The sequence below is a fragment of the Azonexus sp. genome (genome assembly GCF_036170495.1).
GTDB lineage: Bacteria > Pseudomonadota > Gammaproteobacteria > Burkholderiales > Rhodocyclaceae > Azonexus.
This window is the reverse complement of sequence record NZ_JAVHPH010000172.1, coordinates 1-19979: the sequence shown is the minus strand read 5'-3', so window position 1 is coordinate 19979 and position 19979 is coordinate 1. Positions and strand designations below refer to the sequence as shown.

The window sequence follows — 19979 nt, the reverse complement described above, 5'->3', positions numbered from 1 at the left end:
CGCCTATGACCAAAGTCAATAGCCCGGCTCGCCGCCTCTCCACCGGAACTCAGTGCGGCGACAGCCCCAGGCGGGCCCGAACCAGTCCGATCAGGTCATCGACGTAGGTAAACACCACGGGGATGACGAGCAGGCTCAGGAAGGTCGAGGTGATCAGACCGCCGATGACGACAATGGCCATCGGGGCGCGGAAGCTCGGGTCGGTGCCGATGCCGAGCGCGATCGGCATCATCCCGGCCCCCATGGCGACGGTGGTCATGACGATCGGCCGGGCTCGCTTGCGACAGGCGTCGAGCAGGGCATGCCAGCGATCCAGCCCGTGCTCGCAACGGGCCAGGACAACGTAGTCGATGAGCAGGATGGAGTTCTTGGTGGCAATGCCCATGAGCATGATGAGGCCAATCATCGACGGCATCGAGAGCGCCGTGTGGGTCACGAACAGGGCCAGGAAAGCGCCCGGAACGGAGAGCACGAGGGCGGCAAGGATGGTCACCGGCTGGACGAAATCCTTGAACAACAAAACCAGCACGACGTAGATGCAAAGCACGCCGGTGGCCATGGCCAGGGCGAAACTGGCGAACAGTTCGCCCATCGCCTCGGCGTCGCCGACCGTGGTCTGGATGACACCGGGCGGCAGCTTGGTCAGGCTGGGCAGCTTGAGTGCCGCGGCTTCGACTTCGCCGAGCGGCTGGCCATTCAGTTCGATTTCGAAATTGATGTTGCGCAGGCGGTCGTAGCGGTCGATCTCGGCCGGACCGCCGGCAATGCTCACCGTGGCGACGTTGGCGAGCATGACCGGGCCGTGCTTGCCGGGCACGGTCAGGCGCTCAAGCAGGGCGAGATCAGTGCGTGCTGCCGGTGGCAGCTTGACGACGATGGGCACCTGACGCTGGGCGAGATTGAGCTTGGCCAGCCCCTGATCGTAGTCGCCGGCCGTGGCGATGCGCAGGGTGTCGGCGATATCCGCCGAGGTCACGCCGAGGTCGGCCATGCGGGCGAAATCGGGGCGGATGACCAGTTCCGGACGGACCAGGCTGGCCGTCGAAGTGATATTGCCAATTCCAGGGATACTGCGCAGGTCACGCTCGACGAGACGGGCATGCTCGGAAAGCAGCGGGCCGTTTTCGCTGGCCAGGACGAGGACATATTTGGCGTTGCCGGAGGCCAGGCCGACCTTGACCTGGGCGCCGGGGATCACCGTCAGCGCTTCGCGCAACTGGTCTTCGATGACCTGTTTGCTGATCCCCGAACGCTCGCTGCGCGGCGTCAGGTTGAGGGTCAACGTCGACTTTCGGACCTCGGCAGCTCCGGAGGCGGCAAAGGGGTCGCTGCCGGCCTTGCCGCCACCCACCGCGGTGTAGACGAGCTTAACCTGCTCGTTGGCCTCGGCAATGTGACGGGCCTGCTCGGCCACGGCCAGCGATTCCTTGAGGGTCGCGCCGGGCGGCAGGGCAAGGTAGATCTGTGTTTGCGACACGTCGTCAGCCGGAACGAAGCCGGTGGGCAGCAGGGGCACCAGCATGAAGGAGCCGATGAAAAAGAAAGCTGCGCCGAGCATGGTCATGATCCGGTGTTTCAGGCACCAGGTGGCCCAACCTTCGTAGTACTTCAACCAGCGCGGCGTCGGCTCGTCGTGCGTGACCGGGCGCAGGATGTAGGCGGCCATCATCGGCGTCAGCATGCGGGCGACAACGAGAGAGAAGAAGACCGCCACTGCTGCGGTCCACCCGAATTGCACGAAGAATTTGCCGGCGATGCCGCCCATGAAGGCGGTCGGCAGGAAGACGGCGATCAGCGTGAAAGTGGTGGCGATGACCGCCAGACCGATTTCGTCGGCTGCTTCCATGGCCGCCTGGTAGGGCGTCTTGCCCATGCGCAGGTGGCGCATGATGTTTTCGATTTCGACGATGGCGTCATCGACCAATATGCCGACCACCAGCGACATCGAGAGCAGGGTCACGACGTTGAGCGTGAAGCCCATGAGGTACATCGCGGCGAAGGTCGGGATGGCCGACAGCGGCAAGGCGGCGGCCGAAACGAAGGTGGCCCGGCCATCGCGCAGGAAAAGCCAGACGACGAGCACGGCGAGCAGCGCGCCTTCGACGAGCAGCTTCATCGAGCCTTCATAGTTTTCGATGACGGGATCGACGAAATTGAAGGCTTCGGTGATCACGATGTCGGGATGCTCGGCCTTGAGCTTGTCGAGCACGACCTTGACGGCGGCGGCCACCTCGACCTCGCCGGCGCCCTTGCTGCGCGTGATCTCGAAGCCAACGACGGGCTTGCCGTTGAGCAAGGCGGCCGTGCGCTGTTCGCCGATGGTATCGCTGATCGTCGCCAGCTGATCGAGGCGGATACGCCGGCCGTCGGAGAGCACGATGTCCATGCCGCCCAGTTCGTCGGCACGCTTGACCGTGGCGATGGTGCGCACAGATTGCTCGATGCCGCCGACGTCAGCCCGGCCACCCGAGGCATCCTGCTGGATCTGCTTGAGCTGGCGCGAGATGTCGGCCGCCGTGACGCTCAGGGCCAGCATTTTGGCCGGGTCGAGTTCGATGCGGATTTCGCGCGCCACGCCGCCGACCCGCGACACGGCGCCGACGCCGCGCGCCGAGAGAATGGCCTTACTGACGGTGTTATCGACGAACCACGACAGCGCCTCATCGTCCATCCGGCTCGAGGCCACGGTGTAGGTCAGGATCGGCGCGCCGGAGACGTTCATCTTGCTGATCACCGGGTCGCGCAGGTCGCCCGGCAGGTCGGCGCGGATGCGCGAGACGGCATCGCGCACGTCGTCGACGGCTTCCTGCAGCGGTTTTTCCAGGCGGAATTCGACAGTCACCGTCGCCGTGCCGTCCTGCGCCTTGCTGTAGATGTGCTTGATGCCCTGCAGGGTCGCCACCGAATTCTCGATCTTGCGCGCCACTTCCGTTTCCATCTGGGCCGGCGCCGCGCCGGGCAGGCTGGCCGTGACGATGACCATGGGCAGTTCGATGTCCATGAACTGCTGGATCTTCATGGCCTTGAAGCCCATGATGCCGGCCAGCGTCAGGAGGACGAAGAGCAGGATGGCCGGCGTCGGATTGCGGATCGACCACGACGAAACGTTCAGCACGGCACGCCCTCGCAGGCCATTCCCACGGTCAACCGGAAAAAACGGCTCATTTTGAAATCCCGTCGACCACCTTGACGACATCGCCATCGGCCAGGAAACCGGCCCCGGTAGCCACCACGCGCGCATCGGGCGCCAGCCCGGCAACGATTTCGACGCGCTCGCCGACACGCCGGCCGAGTTCGACCTTGGCCTGCGCCACGCGGTCCTCGCCGTCCATCTTGAATACGTAGGCAAAGCCTTCGCGCAGCACCACGGCCGACTGCGGCAGCGTCAATGCCGGGCTTTGCGCCAGCGCGAATTCACCGCGTGCGAACATGCCGGCCCGCACCGTCGAGGTCGCCGGTAGATCGACATAGACCAGCCCGTTGCGCGTTTGCGGATCGACGCTCGGCGACACGGCACGCACCGTACCCTTGACCGTCTCGCCACCCGGCGCCGTGATGATCGCCACGATGCCGGCCTTGACCTTGCCGAGGTCGGCCGACGGCACTTCCGCCCGCCATTCGAGCCGGCCGCCGCGAATCAGGCGGAACAGTTCCTGCCCGGACTGGGTGAGCGAACCGACCGTCGCGCTACGCGCCGAGATCACACCGTCGTCGGGCGCCAGCACGGCCGTCTTGCTGACTTTCAGGTCGGCGCCCTGTTGCCGGGCGCGGGCCGCAGCCAGACGCGCCTGCGCCGTGTTCAGCGCCGTCTGGTACTGGGTGTTGAGTTGCGAACTGTAGAAACCCTTTTCCTTGAGCTCCTTGGCCCGTTCGGCGTTGCCTTTTGCCTCGGCGGCGCTGGCTTCGAGTTCGGCCACCGACGCCCGGGCTTCGGCCAGTTCGCTGGCCACGGTGTCGCTGGCGATACGCGCCAGCACCTGCCCTTTTTTGACCTTGTCGCCAACCTGGACGCGCACCTCGGTGATCCGGTAATTGGCGATCTCGGCGCCAATCACGGCTTCCTGCCAGGCGACGACGTTGCCGTTGGCCGGCAACACCAGCGGCCAGTCGAGTTTTTGCGGAGTGGTCAGGCTGACCGTCAGCGCCGGGCGGGCGGCAGCCTTGGCTGGCTCGGCGGCATCGGCTGGCCGGGGAGCTTCCGAACGCGACATGAAATAGGCGCCGGCCAGAACGACGACCGCGATGGGTAGGACAAACCGGAGCTGGCGCCCGGCAAGCGGGCCAGAAGAATTGTTTTTCATGCAAAAACCTGTGTCGACCGCAGCAATCCGGCAATGATACCTTGCCTCGCCGGCATGTCAGCTTCGTAATGACCCCAAGGTCATCAAGGTTTCGCCAGCTGCTCCCGAGCCTCTTCTACGGTGGCGCTGAGCTTGGCGGCGACCTGCCGTTTCTCCAGCGCCTCGCCGAGTTTCATGCGCAGGAAGGTGCTCGAGGTGTAGCGCGTCACGTCGTGGTAATGCCGCTCAACGACGCCCTTGACCATGGCAATGTAGTCGTCGATCAAGTCCGGCAGGATGCTGAAGCGGTCGTAATTGACGATGGCCTTGACCTTGTGGCCGATGGGCGCCAGGGCGGACTCGACCGCCGTTTCGATGCGTCCGATGTCGTCGCTGCTGCGCACGTTGAGGCCGGAGAAATCGAGGAAAAAGAGGTTCTGCCCGGCGTCGTAAGTCAGCCGCTCGGCCATCGGCACGGCCAGCAGTTCCGGGCGGATGCCCATCGGCTCGTCGCGGAAGATGCGGGCATCCATCAAGGCCGGCTCGCCGTTGATGATCGGGCGGAAAGCCATGCGGTCGAGGATGTCCTTCTGCAGATCGATGCCCGGCGCGATTTCGGTCAACTCCAGCCTGGCCGCCGTCAGCTTGAAAACGCAGCGCTCGGTGATGTAGATGACTTCCTTGCCGCGCCGCGCCGCCTCGGGGCCACTGAAGGTGCGATGCTCGACCTCATCGACGAACTTGATGGCCTTGCCGTCTTCCAAAATTCGCAGTTTTTCCCCGTCGACCGTGACATCGAGGTTGCCGGCAGTGAAGGTGCCGACAAAAACAACCTTCTTGGCGCTTTGCGAAATGTTGATGAAGCCGCCCGCCCCAGCCAGGCGCGGGCCGAACTTGGAGACGTTGAGATTGCCCTGCCTGTCGGCCTGAGCCAGCCCGAGGAAAGTGATGTCGAGTCCGCCACCGTCGTAGAAGTCGAACTGGCTGGGCTGGTCGATGATGGCCTGGGCGTTGGTCGCCGCGCCGAAACTCAGGCCGCCGGCCGGCACGCCGCCGATGACGCCGGGCTCGGCGGTCAGCGTCAGGAGGTCGATGATGCGTTCCTCGGTCGCCACGTTGGCGACGCCTTCCGGCATGCCGATGCCGAGATTGACCACGGCATTGGCCTTCAACTCCATGGCCGCCCGCCGGGCGATGATCTTGCGTTCGCTCATAGGCATCGGCGCGATGGCCGACATCGGCACCTTGATCTCGCCGGCAAAGGCCGCGCTGTAGGGCTCGATGAAGGTCTGCATGTGGTATTCCGGCTTTTCGGCGACCACGACGCAATCGACCAGGATGCCCGGCACCTTGACCTGGCGCGGGTTCAGCGTGCCGCGCTCGGCAATGCGCTCGACCTGCGCGATGACGATGCCGCCCGAATTGCGCGCCGCCATGGCGATGGCCAGCGCCTCCAGCGTCAGCGCCTCGCGCTCCATGGTGATGTTGCCGTCCGGATCAGCCGTCGTGCCGCGGATGATGCCGACGTGAATCGGGAAGGCTTTGTAGAACAGGTACTCCTCGCCGTCGATTTCCATGATGCGGACGACATCTGCCGTCGTTTTCTCGTTCAGTTTGCCGCCGCCGAAACGCGGATCGACGAAGGTGCCGAGCCCGATGCGCGTGATCGTCCCCGGCTTGCCGGCGGCGATGTCGCGGAACAAGTGCGTGATGACGCCCTGCGGCAGATTGTAGGCGGCGATGCGATTGCTCACCGCCAGTTCCTGCAACTTGGGCACCAACCCCCAATGGCCGCCGATGACCTTGCCGACCAGGCCGTCGTGGCCCAAATGGTTGAGGCCTCGATCCTTGCCGTCGCCCTGCCCGGCCGCGTAAACCAGGGTCAGATTGCGCGGGCTACCTTGGCCATGAATGTCCGCCGCCTGACTTTCAAGAAAACGCTGCTCAAGCGCCACGGCGATGTTCTCGGCAAAGCCGATGCCGACGAAACCGCCCGTCGCCACCGTGTCGCCATCGCGAATCAGGCGCACAGCATCGCGGGCGGAAACCACCTTGCCGGCGTCACTCGCCCGCAAGGCGGCGGTCATCGGGTGGAGGGGCGCCGTCACCTCAGTTGGCCAGCGCGGCTTCGATTTCGGCGAAGGTGGTGGCCAGCTCGAAACCGAGCACCGGCACGCCGAGATGGCGGCCAATGTTGGTTGCCGAAAATACGCCGCGAACGCGCGGCAGACCGGTCGCCGCATCGACGTCCTCGACCAGGATGTGCTGGCGGCCGAGACGTTTCAGGGCGTCAAGAATATCCACCACGCGCACGTTGAGGACTTCCTTCAAATACAGCGTATCGACCGCGCTGATCGGCGTCATGAGCTCGGCCACCTTCAATTCGTCGCGCTTGCAGCCGCGCGCCGAGGCCACCTGCATCGGCTTCTCGCCGAGAATGTCGCGGACGGTAATCAGCCCTTCCAGCCGGTCGCTGGCCGACGTCACCATGAGCAGGCGAACGCCGCGCGCAATCATCTGGGCGTTGGCCTCGACCACCGAGGCATCGGGCCTAATTACCACTACGCTGACCCGCAGGAAATCCGTCATCGCCTCGATCGCCGGCGAGTCGGCGCCGAGTAGGTTGTATCCGGACGTACTCAGCGTGATGTTTTTCGAAATCGTGTGCGTTTGCACCTTGCGTACCAAACTCATGTCTCGATCCTCCATCCGTTATTGTTTTGCGACCAAACCTCTGTTGAGCCAGGCAGCCTGACACGCATAAAGTATTCGGCGAATCGCCGACCAAGACAAGCACCCCAAGGGAAATCCCTACCCCGAACGGGGCCGAGGAAAATCCCGAAAAATCAGGCCCTTTAGAATGACACTGCTCGATACGACGCGACGGCTCCCGTATCTTTCATCAACCGCCGGATGCACAACCACTCGGCGGCGCGAGAGGGCAATGGAGACAACCCTGCCCCCGACTCAATTCTTCGATTTTGGGCGATTTTTCCGGTTGACCGTAGGAGACGATAACTCGCGACCATTTCCCGCTCGCCGAGGCCGCTCTCATAAAAACCCGGACGAGCTGGTGCACTGCGGAAATCGCAAGGCAGTTTATTTGATAGACTTCAAGGCTTGGGCGAGGAAAAAAACGGTAGGGGGTTGCCCAGTGCAGGTCGGGCAACCCCCTGAGTAGCGGAGTGAACCGCGTACTCCAAAGACCATAAAAGGAGAACAGCCCGAACAGAATAATGCGACTGACTTACAGAAATCTTACGCGGTCACTGGCCGAAACGGACACATGCGCATTCTTATTGCTGAAGACGACACCATCATCGCCGATGGACTTTCCCGCTCGCTGCGTCAGGGTGGATACGCCGTAGACTGTGCCCCCAATGGCCTGGAGGCAGACACTGCGTTGCTCACGGTTTCCTACGATCTGCTGATCCTTGATCTCGGCTTGCCCAAGCTTTCCGGGCTCGATCTGCTCAAGCGCATTCGCTCGCGCAACTCGCAGTTGCCGGTGCTGATTCTGACTGCCCTCGACGGCACCGGGGATCGCGTCAAGGGCCTCGACCTCGGCGCCGACGACTACATGGTCAAGCCGTTCGAACTCCCTGAGTTGGAAGCGCGGGTGCGCGCCCTGACCCGCCGTTCGGCCGGCACCTCGCCGACTATCCAGTGCGGCGCGCTAAGCTACGATCAAGTCGGCCGGGTAGCGCAGATCAATGGCGAGGTGCTCGATCTTTCGGCCCGCGAAGTTGGCCTGCTTGAAGTCCTGCTCAGTCGCATGGGCCGCCTGGTCAGCAAGGACCAACTGGTCGATCACCTCTGCGGCTGGGGCGAAGAGGTCAGTCACAACGCCATCGAGGTCTACGTCCATCGGCTACGCAAAAAAATTGAAACCGGTGGCGTGAAGATCGCTACGGTACGCGGCCTGGGTTACTGCCTTGAGCGCCCCCAGAGCGAGTAATCCGCAGGCGCCGGCCGCCGAAACCGAGCGCTCGCTGTTTGGCGAGATTCTCGACTGGATGCTGGCGCCCCTGCTGTTTGTCTGGCCGCTCAGCATCGCCTTCACCCATTACTTCGCCAACAACGTCGCCAATTTTCCCTACGATCAGGCGCTGCGCGAGCACGTCACGGCCATTGCGCGACAGGTAAAACTGGTCAACGGCAAGCCGCTGCTGTCGCTGCCGGCCTCTGCCCGCGCCATGTTGCGGGCCGACGAAACCGACAGCGTCTATTTTCATGTCTTGGCCGGCGGCGGAAAACTGCTGGCCGGTGACAAGGATTTACCAGAATCGGTATCGGTGCCGGACGACTCGATCGTGCCCGGTGAAGTCTATATGCGCGATGCCGATTTCAAGGGCCAAGACCTGCGCATGGCCTACACCTACCTGGCCGAGCCGCAAATGGCCAAGGCGCAGTGGGTGCTTATCGAGGTCGGCGAGACAACGGAAAAACGCAGTCAATTGGCCAACAAGATCGTCGCCAGCGTCATCCTGCCGCAGTTCATCATCATCCCCCTGGCCGTCATGCTCGTCTGGTTCGGGCTATCCCGCGGCCTGCGACCATTGACTCGCCTGCGTCACACCATCGAGACGCGCGAGCCGGACGACCTCTCGCCGATCGCCACACGGCGGGTTCCCGAAGAGCTGGAGCCCTTGGTCGAGGCCTTCAATGAAATGCTCGATCGCATGAAACGCAGCGTTTCGGCCCAGCAACGCTTCGTCGCCGATGCCGCTCACCAGATGCGCACGCCGCTCACCGGCCTCAAGACACAGGCCCAGTTTGCCATCCGTGAAACCGACCCCGAAGCACTGCGCCATGCCTTGCGCCAGATCGCCACCGGCGTCGATCGGGCAGGCCGACTGATCAACCAGTTGCTGACTCTGGCCCGCACCGAAGGCGGGGAAGCGGCGCAGCAAAAACATGAACCGCTCAATCTGGCGGAATTGATCCGCGACGTCGTCACCGACTGGGTGCCGGTGGCCATCGAAAAAAACATCGATCTCGGCTTTGAGTCGGACGAACCCGCCATGATCGTCGGCAATTCATTCCTGTTGCGCGAGCTCGCCAAAAACCTGCTCGACAACGCCCTGCGCTACACCCCCAGAGGCGGGCACGTCACCTGCCGCATTCTCGGCAATCAGGCGACCGTGCTGCTCGAGGTTGAGGACAATGGGGTCGGCATCAGCGAAGAACAGGCCGAACTCGTTTTCGAGCGCTTCTATCGGGTGGACGATGCCACCACTGAAGGCAGCGGCCTTGGCCTGGCCATCGTTCAGGAAATTGCCACGCAGCACGACTCGCTGGCCAGCCTGCGGCCCAATCCTCATGGCCGTGGCGCTGTGGCAAGGGTGGCCTTCGCCACCTGGCATCCGCCGGCCCCCCCAATGCCTCCGCCGGACGACTTTTCCGAGCTCTACCGCCAATCCCCGCCAATCGGCACCTGAGTCCGCAAAAACGCCGGCGCCGGTTGCAGAGCAGCCGTGACATCGCTATAATGCGCCCTCGTTTGGCCAATTAGCTCAGTTGGTAGAGCAGCGGATTGAAAATCCGCGTGTCCGTGGTTCGATTCCGCGATTGGCCACCAAAGCATTTTAAGAAGCCCTTGATTGTAATGATCAAGGGCTTTTTTCTTTTCAGTCGCTGTATCATCCGTGGAAATCTAGGAAATAACGCCAACCCTTAATGGTTGGCGTTTTGCGTTGTGGAATGTGGTTCTGGCGCCGGTTATTATTGCGCTGCTGAATCCTTTCTTTTCCCACCCTGCATTCCATGCCATTTTTGGCAACTAAAGGAGGCCTCTTGGCCAAACCAAACTACCAGTTCGAAAAGCGCCAACGAGATCTCGCCAAGAAAAACAAACAGGAAGAAAAGCGTCGCCAGAAGCTGGCCGACAAGGCTGGCAATGTGTCCGCAGAGAATGCGGCGTTGAATCCATCCGAAGCTCACTTGCCGACTTCGGATAGCGAGCGCCCCTAGACCTGAGGACAGCTTGAGTCCAACGGTAAACGTTCGCATCGAGGCGCTGGCGCCGGAATTTGTCGACCCGGTTTTTGCGCTAGCCGAGGCGCTGGGTTTGCCGCTGGCGGGGGCGGCTGAATTTGCCTTACAACTGGGGGCTGACGGCTTGCAGTTGCAGGAACTGGGGCCGGAGGCGGCAGGCCCGGTGCGGGTCGATTTTCTTGCGGGGGCGGTGGCGCATCGTCGCCAGCATGGCGGCGGGAACGGTCAGATGATCGCCAAAGCGGTTGGTATCCAGTCGGGGGTTCGGCCGGTGATTCTTGATGCGACGGCCGGTTTGGGGCGCGATGCCTTTCTGCTGGCCCAACTGGGTTGTCGCGTTACGCTGATCGAGCGCCATCGGCTGATCGGCGCTTTGCTGGCGGATGGTCTGGACCGGGCGCGCGGTGTTCCGGAGGTGGCATCGATTATTCAGCGCATGGATTTGCGGCTGGGCGATGCCATTGCGCTGATCAGGGATTGGTCCGCTGAGCCGCCGCAGGTGATTTATCTCGATCCGATGTTTCCACATCGGGAAAAGACGTCGCTGGTCAAGAAGGAGATGCGTGTTTTTCGTCCGCTTGTCGGCGGCGATGATGATGCGGCGCAGCTCCTGCAGGTGGCGCTCGCCTTGGCAACGCATCGCGTCGTCGTCAAACGGCCGCGCAAGGCGCCGAGCGTTGATGGCTTGCCGCCAGGCTATGTGCTGGAGGGAAAATCCAGCCGCTATGATATTTATCCCAGGAAGTCCTTGAAGGCCAGGTAGCGATTGCTTGGCCGGATTGGTTTTGCCGCAGGCCGCTACGCCGAAAAGCCGGCGTGATTGAAATCAGGCGGTAACACTCGATGGGCATACTGCCGGCTTTTGACGAGGGGGGCGATCATGGAATTGCTGCTGTGGCGCCACGCTGAGGCGGAAGATGGCGACGACGATCTGAAGCGACGTCTGACTTCGCGCGGCGAAAAGCAGGCGCGGACGATGGCGGCGTGGATTCTTGCCCACCAACCGAAGGATCTGCGCATCATCGCCAGCCCCGCCGTGCGTACCCAGCAGACGGTAGAGGCCTTGAAGCGGCCCTTTGAAACGATCCGCAAGATCGGGCCGGAAGCCTGTGTTTCCGAGCTGATTGCGGCATCCGGCTGGCCCTCTGGGCAAGGATCGGTGCTAATCGTCGGTCACCAGCCTTCGCTCGGGCGCATGGCGTCGCTGTTGCTGGCCGGGCATGAGTCCGAGTGGAGCGTCAAGAAGGGCGCCTTGTGGTGGTTGAGCAATCGCGTCCGTCGGGGGGAGACGCAGACCGTGCTGCGGGCGATGATTCCGGTCGAAATGCTCGATTAGACAAGGGGCAGCCTTTGCCGTGAGATGCGTTGTCGCCTCGCTGCGCGGCCGGCGCGAGAAGCAGGCTGCACCGCTTCTTTCGGCTTCAGGCGATTTTGATTTTGACTTGTTTTTCCGGTTGACCGTGGAAGCCGCCCCCCGGCTTAACTGATGATGTAGGAGGCGCCGCCGGTGGCAATGAGCAGGCCGGTTTCGTTCTCCAGCGTCATCTGCACCGAGGCGATGCGGCCGCCGAGGCGGGTTACCCGGCCGGTGGCGATGAATTTTTTGCCGACACCCTGGTGCAGGAAGTCGGTGCGCAGGTCGATGGTGCCGATTCGGCCGAAGCGATGGCTGACCTGATCGGTGCTTTCGCTGTTGAATTTTTCGGCGACGGCTACTGTCACGGCCAGACCGCCAACGGTATCAAGAACGGTGGCGATCACCCCGCCATGCAGGCGGCCGTGCTGATAATGGCCGATCAGGTCCTGACGCATGGCAAAGCTGATTTGCGGGGCTGCCGAATCGAGCGATTCGACCCGGAAACCGAGGAGCTCGTTGAAACAGAGGCGGTGCTCAAAAACATAACGCAGGGTAATTTCGAGATGCTTTTGCTCTTCGGGAGAGCGGCGGTGCGGAGTCGAGTTCATGGGGTCCAATAGGCATTTAAAAGGGCAACGGGGTTGCCGTCGCCCAGGTCGAACGCGATTTTAACGCAGCTGGCTTTTTGCCCGGGGCCAGTACGTCGGTGCAGGAGCCAGGCGCCACTTCGGCCATCAGCACTGGCTGGCCGGGGAGCCCGGGGCGTCGAGGAAGCGCTGGCGGAAGTCGGCTTCCGGCATCGGCCGGCCGCTCAGGTAGCCCTGGATGATGTCGCAGTGCAGGTCGCGCAAAAGCACCAGTTGCGCCGCCGTTTCGACCCCTTCGGCGACGACTTCGAGGCCGAGGTTGTGGGCCATGGTGATGATTGCCGGCACCAGTGCGCTGCCGCCGGCATAGTCGCCGGCATCGTCGATCAGGGCGGAGACGAAGCTGCGGTCGATCTTCAGGCTGCTGAAGGGCAGGCGGTGCAGGTAGGACAGCGAAGAATAGCCGGTGCCGAAATCGTCAAGCGCCAGGCGGAAGCCGCTGGCGCGCATGGCGTGGAGCATGTCGACGTGGTTGCCCTCGGCCTGCAGCAGCATCGACTCGGTGACTTCGAGCTCGATTTGCCCGCAGGCGACGCCGTGTTCGGCACACAGCGCGACTATCGTCTCGGTCAGGTCGCCGGTCCAGAACTGGCGGGCCGACAGGTTGATGGCCATGTGTAGCGGCGTCGGCGACAGCGCGTTCCAGCGGGCCAGGCAGGCGATTGCCTCGGTCAGTACCCAGTGGCCGAGGGGGACGATCAGGCCGGTTTCCTCGGCCACCGAGATGAAGCGGTCGGGCGGTATCCACTGGCCGTCGTCGTCCTGCCAGCGCAGCAGGGCCTCAGCGCCGATCAGGTAGCCGCTGGCGGTGTCGAACTTGGGCTGGTAGTGCAGCGAAAATGCTTTTTGCTCGATGGCCCGGTGCAGGCGCAATTCGATCGCGGCGCGCTGCTGCACGCGCTCCTTCATGACCGGCGTGTGGCGGGCGACTTGGCCGCCGCCTTGACGCTTGGCCACGTACATCGCGGTATCGGCGTCGCGCAACAGTTGCTCGGCATCGGCGGCATCATCCGGGTACAGGCTGAGCCCGATGCTGGCGCCGACGTGGAGCTGGTTGCCATCGGTGACGAAGGGCTGGTTGAGGCGTTCGAGAAAATCGCGGGCGCGGGTTTCGGCCGTCGCACCATCGCTGATGCCGGTGAGCAGCACGATGAATTCGTCGCCGCCCTGGCGGACCAGGGTATCGGACGGGCCGAGGGCACCGCGCAGGCGCCCGGCGACATCCTGCAGCAGGCGGTCGCCCAGCCGGTGGCCGAGCGAGTCGTTGATGTCCTTGAAACGGTCAAGATCGATAAACAGCAGGGCGACACGTTCTTGCCGGGCTGTCGCCTGGTGCAGCGCCTCGCCCAGTTTTTCGGCAAGCAGGAGGCGATTGGGCAGGCCGGTCAGCGGGTCGTGCTGGGCCATGAAGGCGAGTTCCTCGTCGTGCAGCTTGCGTTCGGTGATGTCGGTGACCGAGCCGGCCATCTGGTAGGCGACGCCCCGACGGTCGCGCACCGCAATGCCGCGCGAGGCGATCCATAGGTACTGACCGCTGCTGGCACGGACCCGGTACTCGCAGTAGAAAAAGGGGGTGAGACCCTTCAGGTGCTCGGCGACAGTCCGGTTGAAATCGGCACGGTCGTCCGGATGGACCAGTTCCAGCCAGGCATGCGTGTCGGGCAGGAAATTGTCGCGGTAGCCGAGGATTTCCAGCAGCCGCTTGCCGACATCGAGGCGCTTGCTGACCGGGTCCCAGGACCAGAAGCCGTCGTGCGCCGCCGCCATGGCCAGGCCGTAGGCACGCTGCATGGCCCACAGCCTGAGCAACTGCACCTGGACGACGTAGCCACCGAAGACGATGAGCAGGGCGAGTCCGCCGCGCAGGACGAACGAGGACTCCCACCACCAGAGCAGCGGCAGGAGTACGCCAAGCAGCGCCAGCAATAGCAGGCGCGCCAGAATGCCACGATTGTCCGGGCCGGCGGGGAGTAGTTGCTGCAGGGAATGGATAGACATGTCTCGGGGGTGTTTCTGATTTCCTGGCAGGGCGTTTGGCAACTCGCGCCGGAAGGTTTTTTCGCAGTATCCCTTTGTGTTCCGGCAACGGTCAACTCGGAAAAAAGCCCGGAAACCCTCGTGTCATCGGGGCATCTTGAGGGCATGCAGGGTTGCGGCCAGCGCCGGCCGGTGCAGCGCGCCGATTTGACGCTTCAGGCCGGACGGACGGGATTCTGGTGGCCGTTTTTTGCCATTCCAGATCGTCGACCGTAGCGAATCGGCCGAACGCCACGGATGTGGGGTTGGGCCGATTGCTTGGGGCAGTTGCGGCGCCAAACCGCAATCGCGTTGTCTGGCTACTTTTTGCGCGGCGCCGGCACGTCGGTACAGGTGCCATGGGCCACTTCAGCCGCCATACCCACCGTTTCACCGAGCGTCGGGTGCGGGTGGATGGTCTTGCCGATATCGACCGCATCGCAGCCCATCTCGATGGCCAGGCAGACTTCGCCGATCATGTCGCCGGCGTTCGGGCCGACAATCGCCCCGCCGATGACGCGATGCGTTTCGGCATCGAAGATCAGCTTGGTGAAGCCGTACTCGGCGCCGTTGGCGATGGCGCGACCGGAGGCCGCCCACGGGAACTTGGCGGCTTCGACCTTGCGACCTTCCTTCTTGGCCTGATCCTCGGTGTAGCCGACCCACGCCACTTCCGGATGGGTGTAGGCAACACCCGGAATCACCGTGGCGTCGAAAGCCGCCTTGTGGCCGGCCGCGACTTCGGCGGCGACGTGGGCCTCATGGACGGCCTTGTGGGCCAGCATCGGATTGCCGACGAGGTCGCCGATAGCGAAGATGTGCGGCACGTTGGTGCGCATCTGGGCATCGACGTTGATGAAGCCGCGGTCGGTGACCGCCACGCCAGCCTTGTCGGCACCGATCTTCTTGCCGTTCGGCGAGCGGCCGGCGGCTTGCAGGATCATGTCGTACTTGACCGGCTCCGGCGACACGCCTTCGCCTTCGAAAGTGACGTACAGACCGTCATCTTTCGCGTCGACGGCCACCGTCTTGGTCTTCAGCATGATCTTGTCGAAGCGATGGGTGTTCTGCTTTTCCCAGACCTTGACCGCATCACGGTCCGGGCCCTGCATTAGCGCGTCGAGCATTTCGACGACATCGACTTTGGCGCCCAGCGTCGAATAGACGGTGGCCATTTCGAGGCCGATGATGCCGCCGCCGATGACCAGCATCTTCTTCGGCACGAAGCGCAGTTCGAGCGCCCCGGTCGAGTCGACAATGCGCGGATCCTTCGGGATGAAGGGCAGATGCACGGCGGCGGAACCGGCGGCGATGATGCATTTCTGGAACTTGACGATCTTCTTGCTGCCGGTCTTGTCCTGGCCGCTGCCATCGGTGACTTCAACCTCGATGTGATGCGGGTCGAGGAAGGTGCCGAAGCCGCGCACGATGTCGACCTTGCGGCCCTTGGCCATGCCGGCCAGACCGCCGGTCAGCTTGCCGACGACCTTGTCCTTGTGGGCGCGCAGCTTGTCGATATCAACCGTCGGGGCGGCGAAGGTAACGCCGAGATCGGCCGTGTGCTGGGCTTCTTCCATGACGGCAGCAACGTGGAGCAACGCCTTGGACGGAATGCAGCCGACGTTGAGGCAGACGCCACCCAGCGTTGCGTAACGCTCGACGATGACCGTCTTCATGCCGAGGTCGGCCGAGCGGAAGGCGGCGGAGTAACCGCCGGGGCCGGCGCCGAGGACGAGCATTTCGCACTCGATGTCGGCACCGCCGGCATGGCTGCCGGCGACCGGGGCAGCCACCGGGGCGGCGGCTGGCGCCGCGGCCGGGGTTTCCGTTTTTGGCGCTTTTTCCGGGTTGACCGTGGAAGCCGCTCCACTTTCAACCTTGATCAACAACGCGCCTTCACCGACCTTGGCGCCGAGCTGAACGAGCACTTCCTTGACCACGCCTTCGACCGGGCTCGGCACATCCATCGTTGCCTTGTCGGATTCCAGCGTGCAGATCGCGTCGTCCACCTTGATGCTGTCGCCGACCTTGACGAACAGGTCGATGATCGGCACTTCGGCGAAATCGCCGATATCCGGGACTTTGACTTCTACGAGACTCATGATGATCTCCTTCCCGGTTACAGCGCGACGCGACGGAAGTCGGCCAGCAGCTGCGCGATATAGACGTTGAAGCGCGTCGCCAGCGCGCCGTCGATGACGCGGTGGTCAGCGGTCAGCGAGAGCGGCAGGACGAGGCGCGGCACAAAGGCCTTGCCGTCCCAGACCGGTTTCATGGCCGACTTGTTGACGCCGAGGATGGCGACTTCCGGCGCATTGACGATCGGCGCGAAGTAGGTGCCACCGATGCCGCCGAGGCTGGAGATCGTGAAGCAGGCACCGGACATGTCGGCCGGCTTGAGCTTGCCGTCACGCGCCTGTTTGGCCAGCTCGCCGGATTCCTGGGCCAGTTCGAAGACTGATTTCTTGTCGACATGCTTGACCACCGGCACGACCAGACCATTCGGCGTATCGGCCGCGAAACCGATGTTGAAATACTTCTTGAGCACCAGGTTGTCGCCATCGAGCGAGGCATTGAATTCCGGGAACTTCTGCAGGCCCTTGACGCAAGCCTTCATGAGGAAAGCCAGCATGGTCAGCTTGGCGCCGCCACCCTTTTCGTTTTCCTTGTTGAGCAGCACGCGGAAAGCTTCGATGTCGGTGATGTCGGCATCTTCGTGATAGGTCACAGCCGGGATCATGACCCAGTTGCGCGACAGATTCTGGCCGGAAATCTTCTTGATGCGCGACAGCGGCTTAACCTCGATCTCGCCGAACTTGGCGAAATCAACCTTCGGCCAGGGCAGCAGATCGAGCCCACCGCCGAGGCTGGCACCGGCAGCGACCGGGGCCGCGGTGGCACCGGACATCACGCCCTTGACGTACTTGGTCAGGTCTTCCTTGACGATGCGGTTCTTCGGGCCGGTCGCCGGCACCTTGTTCAGATCGACGCCGAGTTCGCGGGCATAGGCACGGACCGACGGCGAGGCGTGAACCTTGGAACCGACTGCCAGAGCCGGGGCCAGCGCCACCGGTGCTTTTGCCCCTCCCCCTTCAAGGGGGAGGCTGGGAGGGGGATGGGTTGGCGAACGCTGAGCGCTAGCCCCATCCCCACCCTGGCCCTCCCCTTGAAGGGGAGGGGAAGAGGCCGCCGGGGCCGAGGCACCCGTTTCAACCTTGATCAGTACCGTGCCTTCGCCGACCTTGGCGCCGAGCTGGACGAGCACTTCCTTGACCGTACCGGCCACGGTGCACGGCACATCCATCGTGGCCTTGTCGGATTCGAGCGTGGCAATCGCGTCGTCAACCTTGATGCTGTCGCCGACCTTGACGTAGAGCTCGATGACCGGGACTTCGGCAAAGTCGCCGATATCCGGAACCTTGACTTCAACCACGCCACCGCCGGCCGCGGGGGGCTTTGCTCCTCCCCCTTCAAGGGGGAGGCTGGGAGGGGGATGGGGGACCGACGAGGATGCAGCTTTCAACCCATCCCCACCCTGGCCCTCCCCTTGAAGGGGAGGGGAGATGGCGGCGCCACCCGTTTCCACCTTGATCAGCACGCTACCTTCGCCGACCTTGGCGCCGAGTTGCACCAAAACTTCCTTGATCACACCGTCGACCGTGGAAGGCACATCCATCGTGGCCTTGTCGGATTCGAGCGTGGCGATGGGGTCATCGACCTTGATGCTGTCGCCGACCTTGACATACAACTCGATGACCGGAACCTCGGAAAAATCGCCGATGTCGGGGACTTTGACTTCAATGATTTGGCTCATGTTGTCTCTCCCTTAAACGCTCAGCGGATTCGGCTTGTTCGGGTCAAGGTTGTACTTGACCAGAGCGGCGGCGACGACTTCGCGCTTGATTTCGCCGTTGTCGGCCAGCGCCTTGAGGGCCGCCAGCGTCACCCAGTGACGATCGACTTCGAAGAAATGACGCAGCTTCTCGCGGGTGTCCGAGCGGCCGAAACCATCGGTGCCCAGCGTGACGTACGGTGCCTTGACGAAGGGACGGATCTGCTCGGAGAACAGTTTGATGTAGTCGGTCGAGGCGACAACCGGGCTCGTGTTGCCCGCCAGTTTTTGTTCGACGTGCGACAACCGGGGTTCTTCGAGCGGATGCAGCAGATTCCAGCGCGCGACATCCTGACCATTGCGGGCCAGTTCGTTGAAGCTCGGCGCCCCCCACAGGTCGGCCTCGACCCCCCAGTCCTGCTTGAGCAGGTCGGCGGCAGCGATAACTTCGCGGAAGATGCTGCCGGAACCGATCAGCTGGACACGCGGGCCGGCTGAATCAGCCCCCTTCTTGAACAGGTACAAGCCCTTGACGATGTCGGCCTCGGCACCGACCGGCATTTCCGGGTGCTCGTAGTTCTCGTTCATCACCGTCAGGTAATAGAAGACATCCTCCTGCTCCTGGAACATCCGGCGCATGCCGTCCTGAGCAATGACCGCGACTTCATACTGGAAGGTCGGGTCGTAGGAAACGCAGTTCGGGATCAGGTTGGAGAGGATCAGGCTATGGCCGTCTTCATGCTGCAGGCCTTCGCCGTTCAGCGTCGTGCGACCGGCCGTGCCGCCGATCAGGAAGCCGCGGGCGCGTTGGTCGCCAGCCGCCCAGCACAGGTCGAGGACGCGCTGCAGGCCGAACATCGAGTAGCAGATGTAGAACGGAATGGTCTGCACGTTATGGACCGAATACGCGGTGGCAGCGGCGATCCAGTCGCTCATTGCGCCGGCTTCGTTGATCCCTTCCTGCAACACCTGACCGGTCTTCGATTCCTTGTAGAACATCAGCTGGTCGTGGTCTTCAGGGACGTAGTTCTGACCCTGCTGGTTCCAGATGCCGACCGAGCGGAACATGCCTTCCATGCCAAAGGTGCGCGACTCATCGGGCACGATGGGCACGACGTTCTTGCCGACATGCTTGTCCTTCAACATCATGTTCATGATGCGCACGATGGCCATCGTCGTTGATAGTTCGCGGCCTTCGCCGGAGGCCTTGAGCAGGGCGGCAAAAGTATCGAGGGCCGGGATGGCGAGCGGCGCGGCCTTGCGGCGGCGCGCCGGCAGGAAGCCGCCAAGATCCATGCGCCGCTGGCGCATGTACTTGTATTCCTCCGAATCTTCCGGGAAGGTCAGGTAAGGCAACTCTTCCAGTTGATCGTCGGCGACCGGCAGGTTGAAGCGATCGCGGAAACGGCCGATCTGCTCCTTATCCATTTTCTTTTGCTGGTGCGAGATGTTCATCGCCTCGCCAGCCTGGCCCATGCCGAAGCCCTTGATGGTCTTGGCGAGAATGAGGGTCGGTGCGCCCTTGTGGGTGACGGCGGCGTTGTAGGCGGCGAATATCTTGAAAATGTCGTGACCGCCACGGTTCAGTTGCCAGACCTGGTCATCGGTCCAGTCAGCGACCAGCGCCTTGAGTTCCGGGGTATTGAAGAAATGCTCGCGAACGTAGGCGCCATTCTTGGCCTTGAAGGTCTGGTACTCGCCGTCGCACAGCTCCATCATGCGCTGCTTCAAGATGCCCTTTTTATCGCGCTGGAACAGGGCGTCCCACTGGGTGCCCCAGATGAGCTTGATGACATTCCAGCCGGAGCCGCGGAATTCCGATTCGAGTTCCTGGATGATCTTGCCGTTGC

14 protein-coding genes and 1 tRNA gene are annotated in these 19979 nt (G+C 63.0%); 5 read left to right on the top strand and 10 right to left on the bottom strand.

Features of this window, described 5'->3' with window-relative positions:
* Positions 1-49 precede the first annotated feature (49 nt).
* From ADADOO_RS05725 to ADADOO_RS05710, 4 genes are all read right to left on the bottom strand, one after another.
* Positions 50-3115, bottom strand: coding sequence for an efflux RND transporter permease subunit (locus ADADOO_RS05725; RefSeq protein ID WP_511275776.1), 3066 nt, complete (start codon positions 3113-3115; stop codon positions 50-52).
* 46 nt (positions 3116-3161) lie between these two features.
* Positions 3162-4301: an efflux RND transporter periplasmic adaptor subunit gene (locus ADADOO_RS05720; RefSeq protein WP_511275774.1), complete on the bottom strand. Its 1140-nt coding sequence runs from the start codon at positions 4299-4301 to the stop codon at positions 3162-3164.
* Between the two features lie 83 nt (positions 4302-4384).
* Positions 4385-6367, bottom strand: a complete 1983-nt coding sequence (locus ADADOO_RS05715) for an acyl CoA:acetate/3-ketoacid CoA transferase (protein WP_511275778.1) — start codon at positions 6365-6367, stop codon at positions 4385-4387.
* 22 nt (positions 6368-6389) lie between these two features.
* Positions 6390-6974: a CBS domain-containing protein gene (locus ADADOO_RS05710; protein ID WP_511275772.1), complete on the bottom strand. Its 585-nt coding sequence runs from the start codon at positions 6972-6974 to the stop codon at positions 6390-6392.
* A gap of 592 nt (positions 6975-7566) precedes the next feature.
* Here ADADOO_RS05710 and ADADOO_RS05705 point away from each other — a divergent pair.
* The 3 genes from ADADOO_RS05705 (at position 7567) to ADADOO_RS05695 (ending at position 9861) form a co-directional block, all read left to right on the top strand.
* Entirely contained in the window at positions 7567-8238 is a 672-nt protein-coding gene (locus ADADOO_RS05705; RefSeq protein ID WP_511275770.1) for a response regulator transcription factor, read from the top strand.
* Positions 8216-9721, top strand: coding sequence for a sensor histidine kinase (locus tag ADADOO_RS05700; protein WP_511275768.1), 1506 nt, complete (start codon positions 8216-8218; stop codon positions 9719-9721). The genes ADADOO_RS05705 and ADADOO_RS05700 overlap by 23 nt, the downstream gene beginning before the upstream one ends.
* Positions 9722-9785: 64 nt before the next feature.
* Positions 9786-9861 (top strand) — tRNA-Phe (locus ADADOO_RS05695).
* 143 nt (positions 9862-10004) lie between these two features.
* Here the strand turns inward: ADADOO_RS05695 and ADADOO_RS05690 are convergent.
* Entirely contained in the window at positions 10005-10223 is a 219-nt protein-coding gene (locus ADADOO_RS05690; protein ID WP_511275766.1) for a hypothetical protein, read from the bottom strand.
* 67 nt (positions 10224-10290) lie between these two features.
* Between ADADOO_RS05690 and ADADOO_RS05685 the strand changes: the two genes are divergently transcribed.
* Together ADADOO_RS05685 and ADADOO_RS05680 are read left to right on the top strand one after the other, a co-directional pair.
* Positions 10291-11040 carry a class I SAM-dependent methyltransferase gene (locus tag ADADOO_RS05685; RefSeq protein WP_511275777.1) on the top strand — a complete coding sequence of 250 codons (750 nt, stop codon included), beginning with the start codon at positions 10291-10293 and terminating at the stop codon, positions 11038-11040.
* A 117-nt stretch (positions 11041-11157) separates the two neighbouring features.
* Entirely contained in the window at positions 11158-11613 is a 456-nt protein-coding gene (locus ADADOO_RS05680; RefSeq protein WP_511275765.1) for a SixA phosphatase family protein, read from the top strand.
* A 143-nt stretch (positions 11614-11756) separates the two neighbouring features.
* On the opposite strand, the gene ADADOO_RS05675 is transcribed toward ADADOO_RS05680, so the two are convergent.
* The 5 genes from ADADOO_RS05675 to aceE form a co-directional block, all read right to left on the bottom strand.
* Positions 11757-12242 carry a thioesterase family protein gene (locus ADADOO_RS05675; RefSeq protein ID WP_511275764.1) on the bottom strand — a complete coding sequence of 162 codons (486 nt, stop codon included), beginning with the start codon at positions 12240-12242 and terminating at the stop codon, positions 11757-11759.
* Between the two features lie 126 nt (positions 12243-12368).
* Positions 12369-14279, bottom strand: a complete 1911-nt coding sequence (locus tag ADADOO_RS05670; RefSeq protein WP_511275762.1) for a putative bifunctional diguanylate cyclase/phosphodiesterase — start codon at positions 14277-14279, stop codon at positions 12369-12371.
* A gap of 338 nt (positions 14280-14617) precedes the next feature.
* Positions 14618-16399, bottom strand: a complete 1782-nt coding sequence (lpdA, locus tag ADADOO_RS05665) for a dihydrolipoyl dehydrogenase (RefSeq protein ID WP_511275760.1) — start codon at positions 16397-16399, stop codon at positions 14618-14620.
* A 17-nt stretch (positions 16400-16416) separates the two neighbouring features.
* The gene (gene aceF / locus ADADOO_RS05660) at positions 16417-18111 is read right to left on the bottom strand and encodes a dihydrolipoyllysine-residue acetyltransferase (protein ID WP_511275758.1); all 1695 of its coding nucleotides are present in this window, start codon (positions 18109-18111) and stop codon (positions 16417-16419) included.
* Between the two features lie 12 nt (positions 18112-18123).
* The coding region (gene aceE, locus ADADOO_RS05655; protein WP_511275756.1) for a pyruvate dehydrogenase (acetyl-transferring), homodimeric type at positions 18124-19979 on the bottom strand (1856 nt) is incomplete at its 5' end.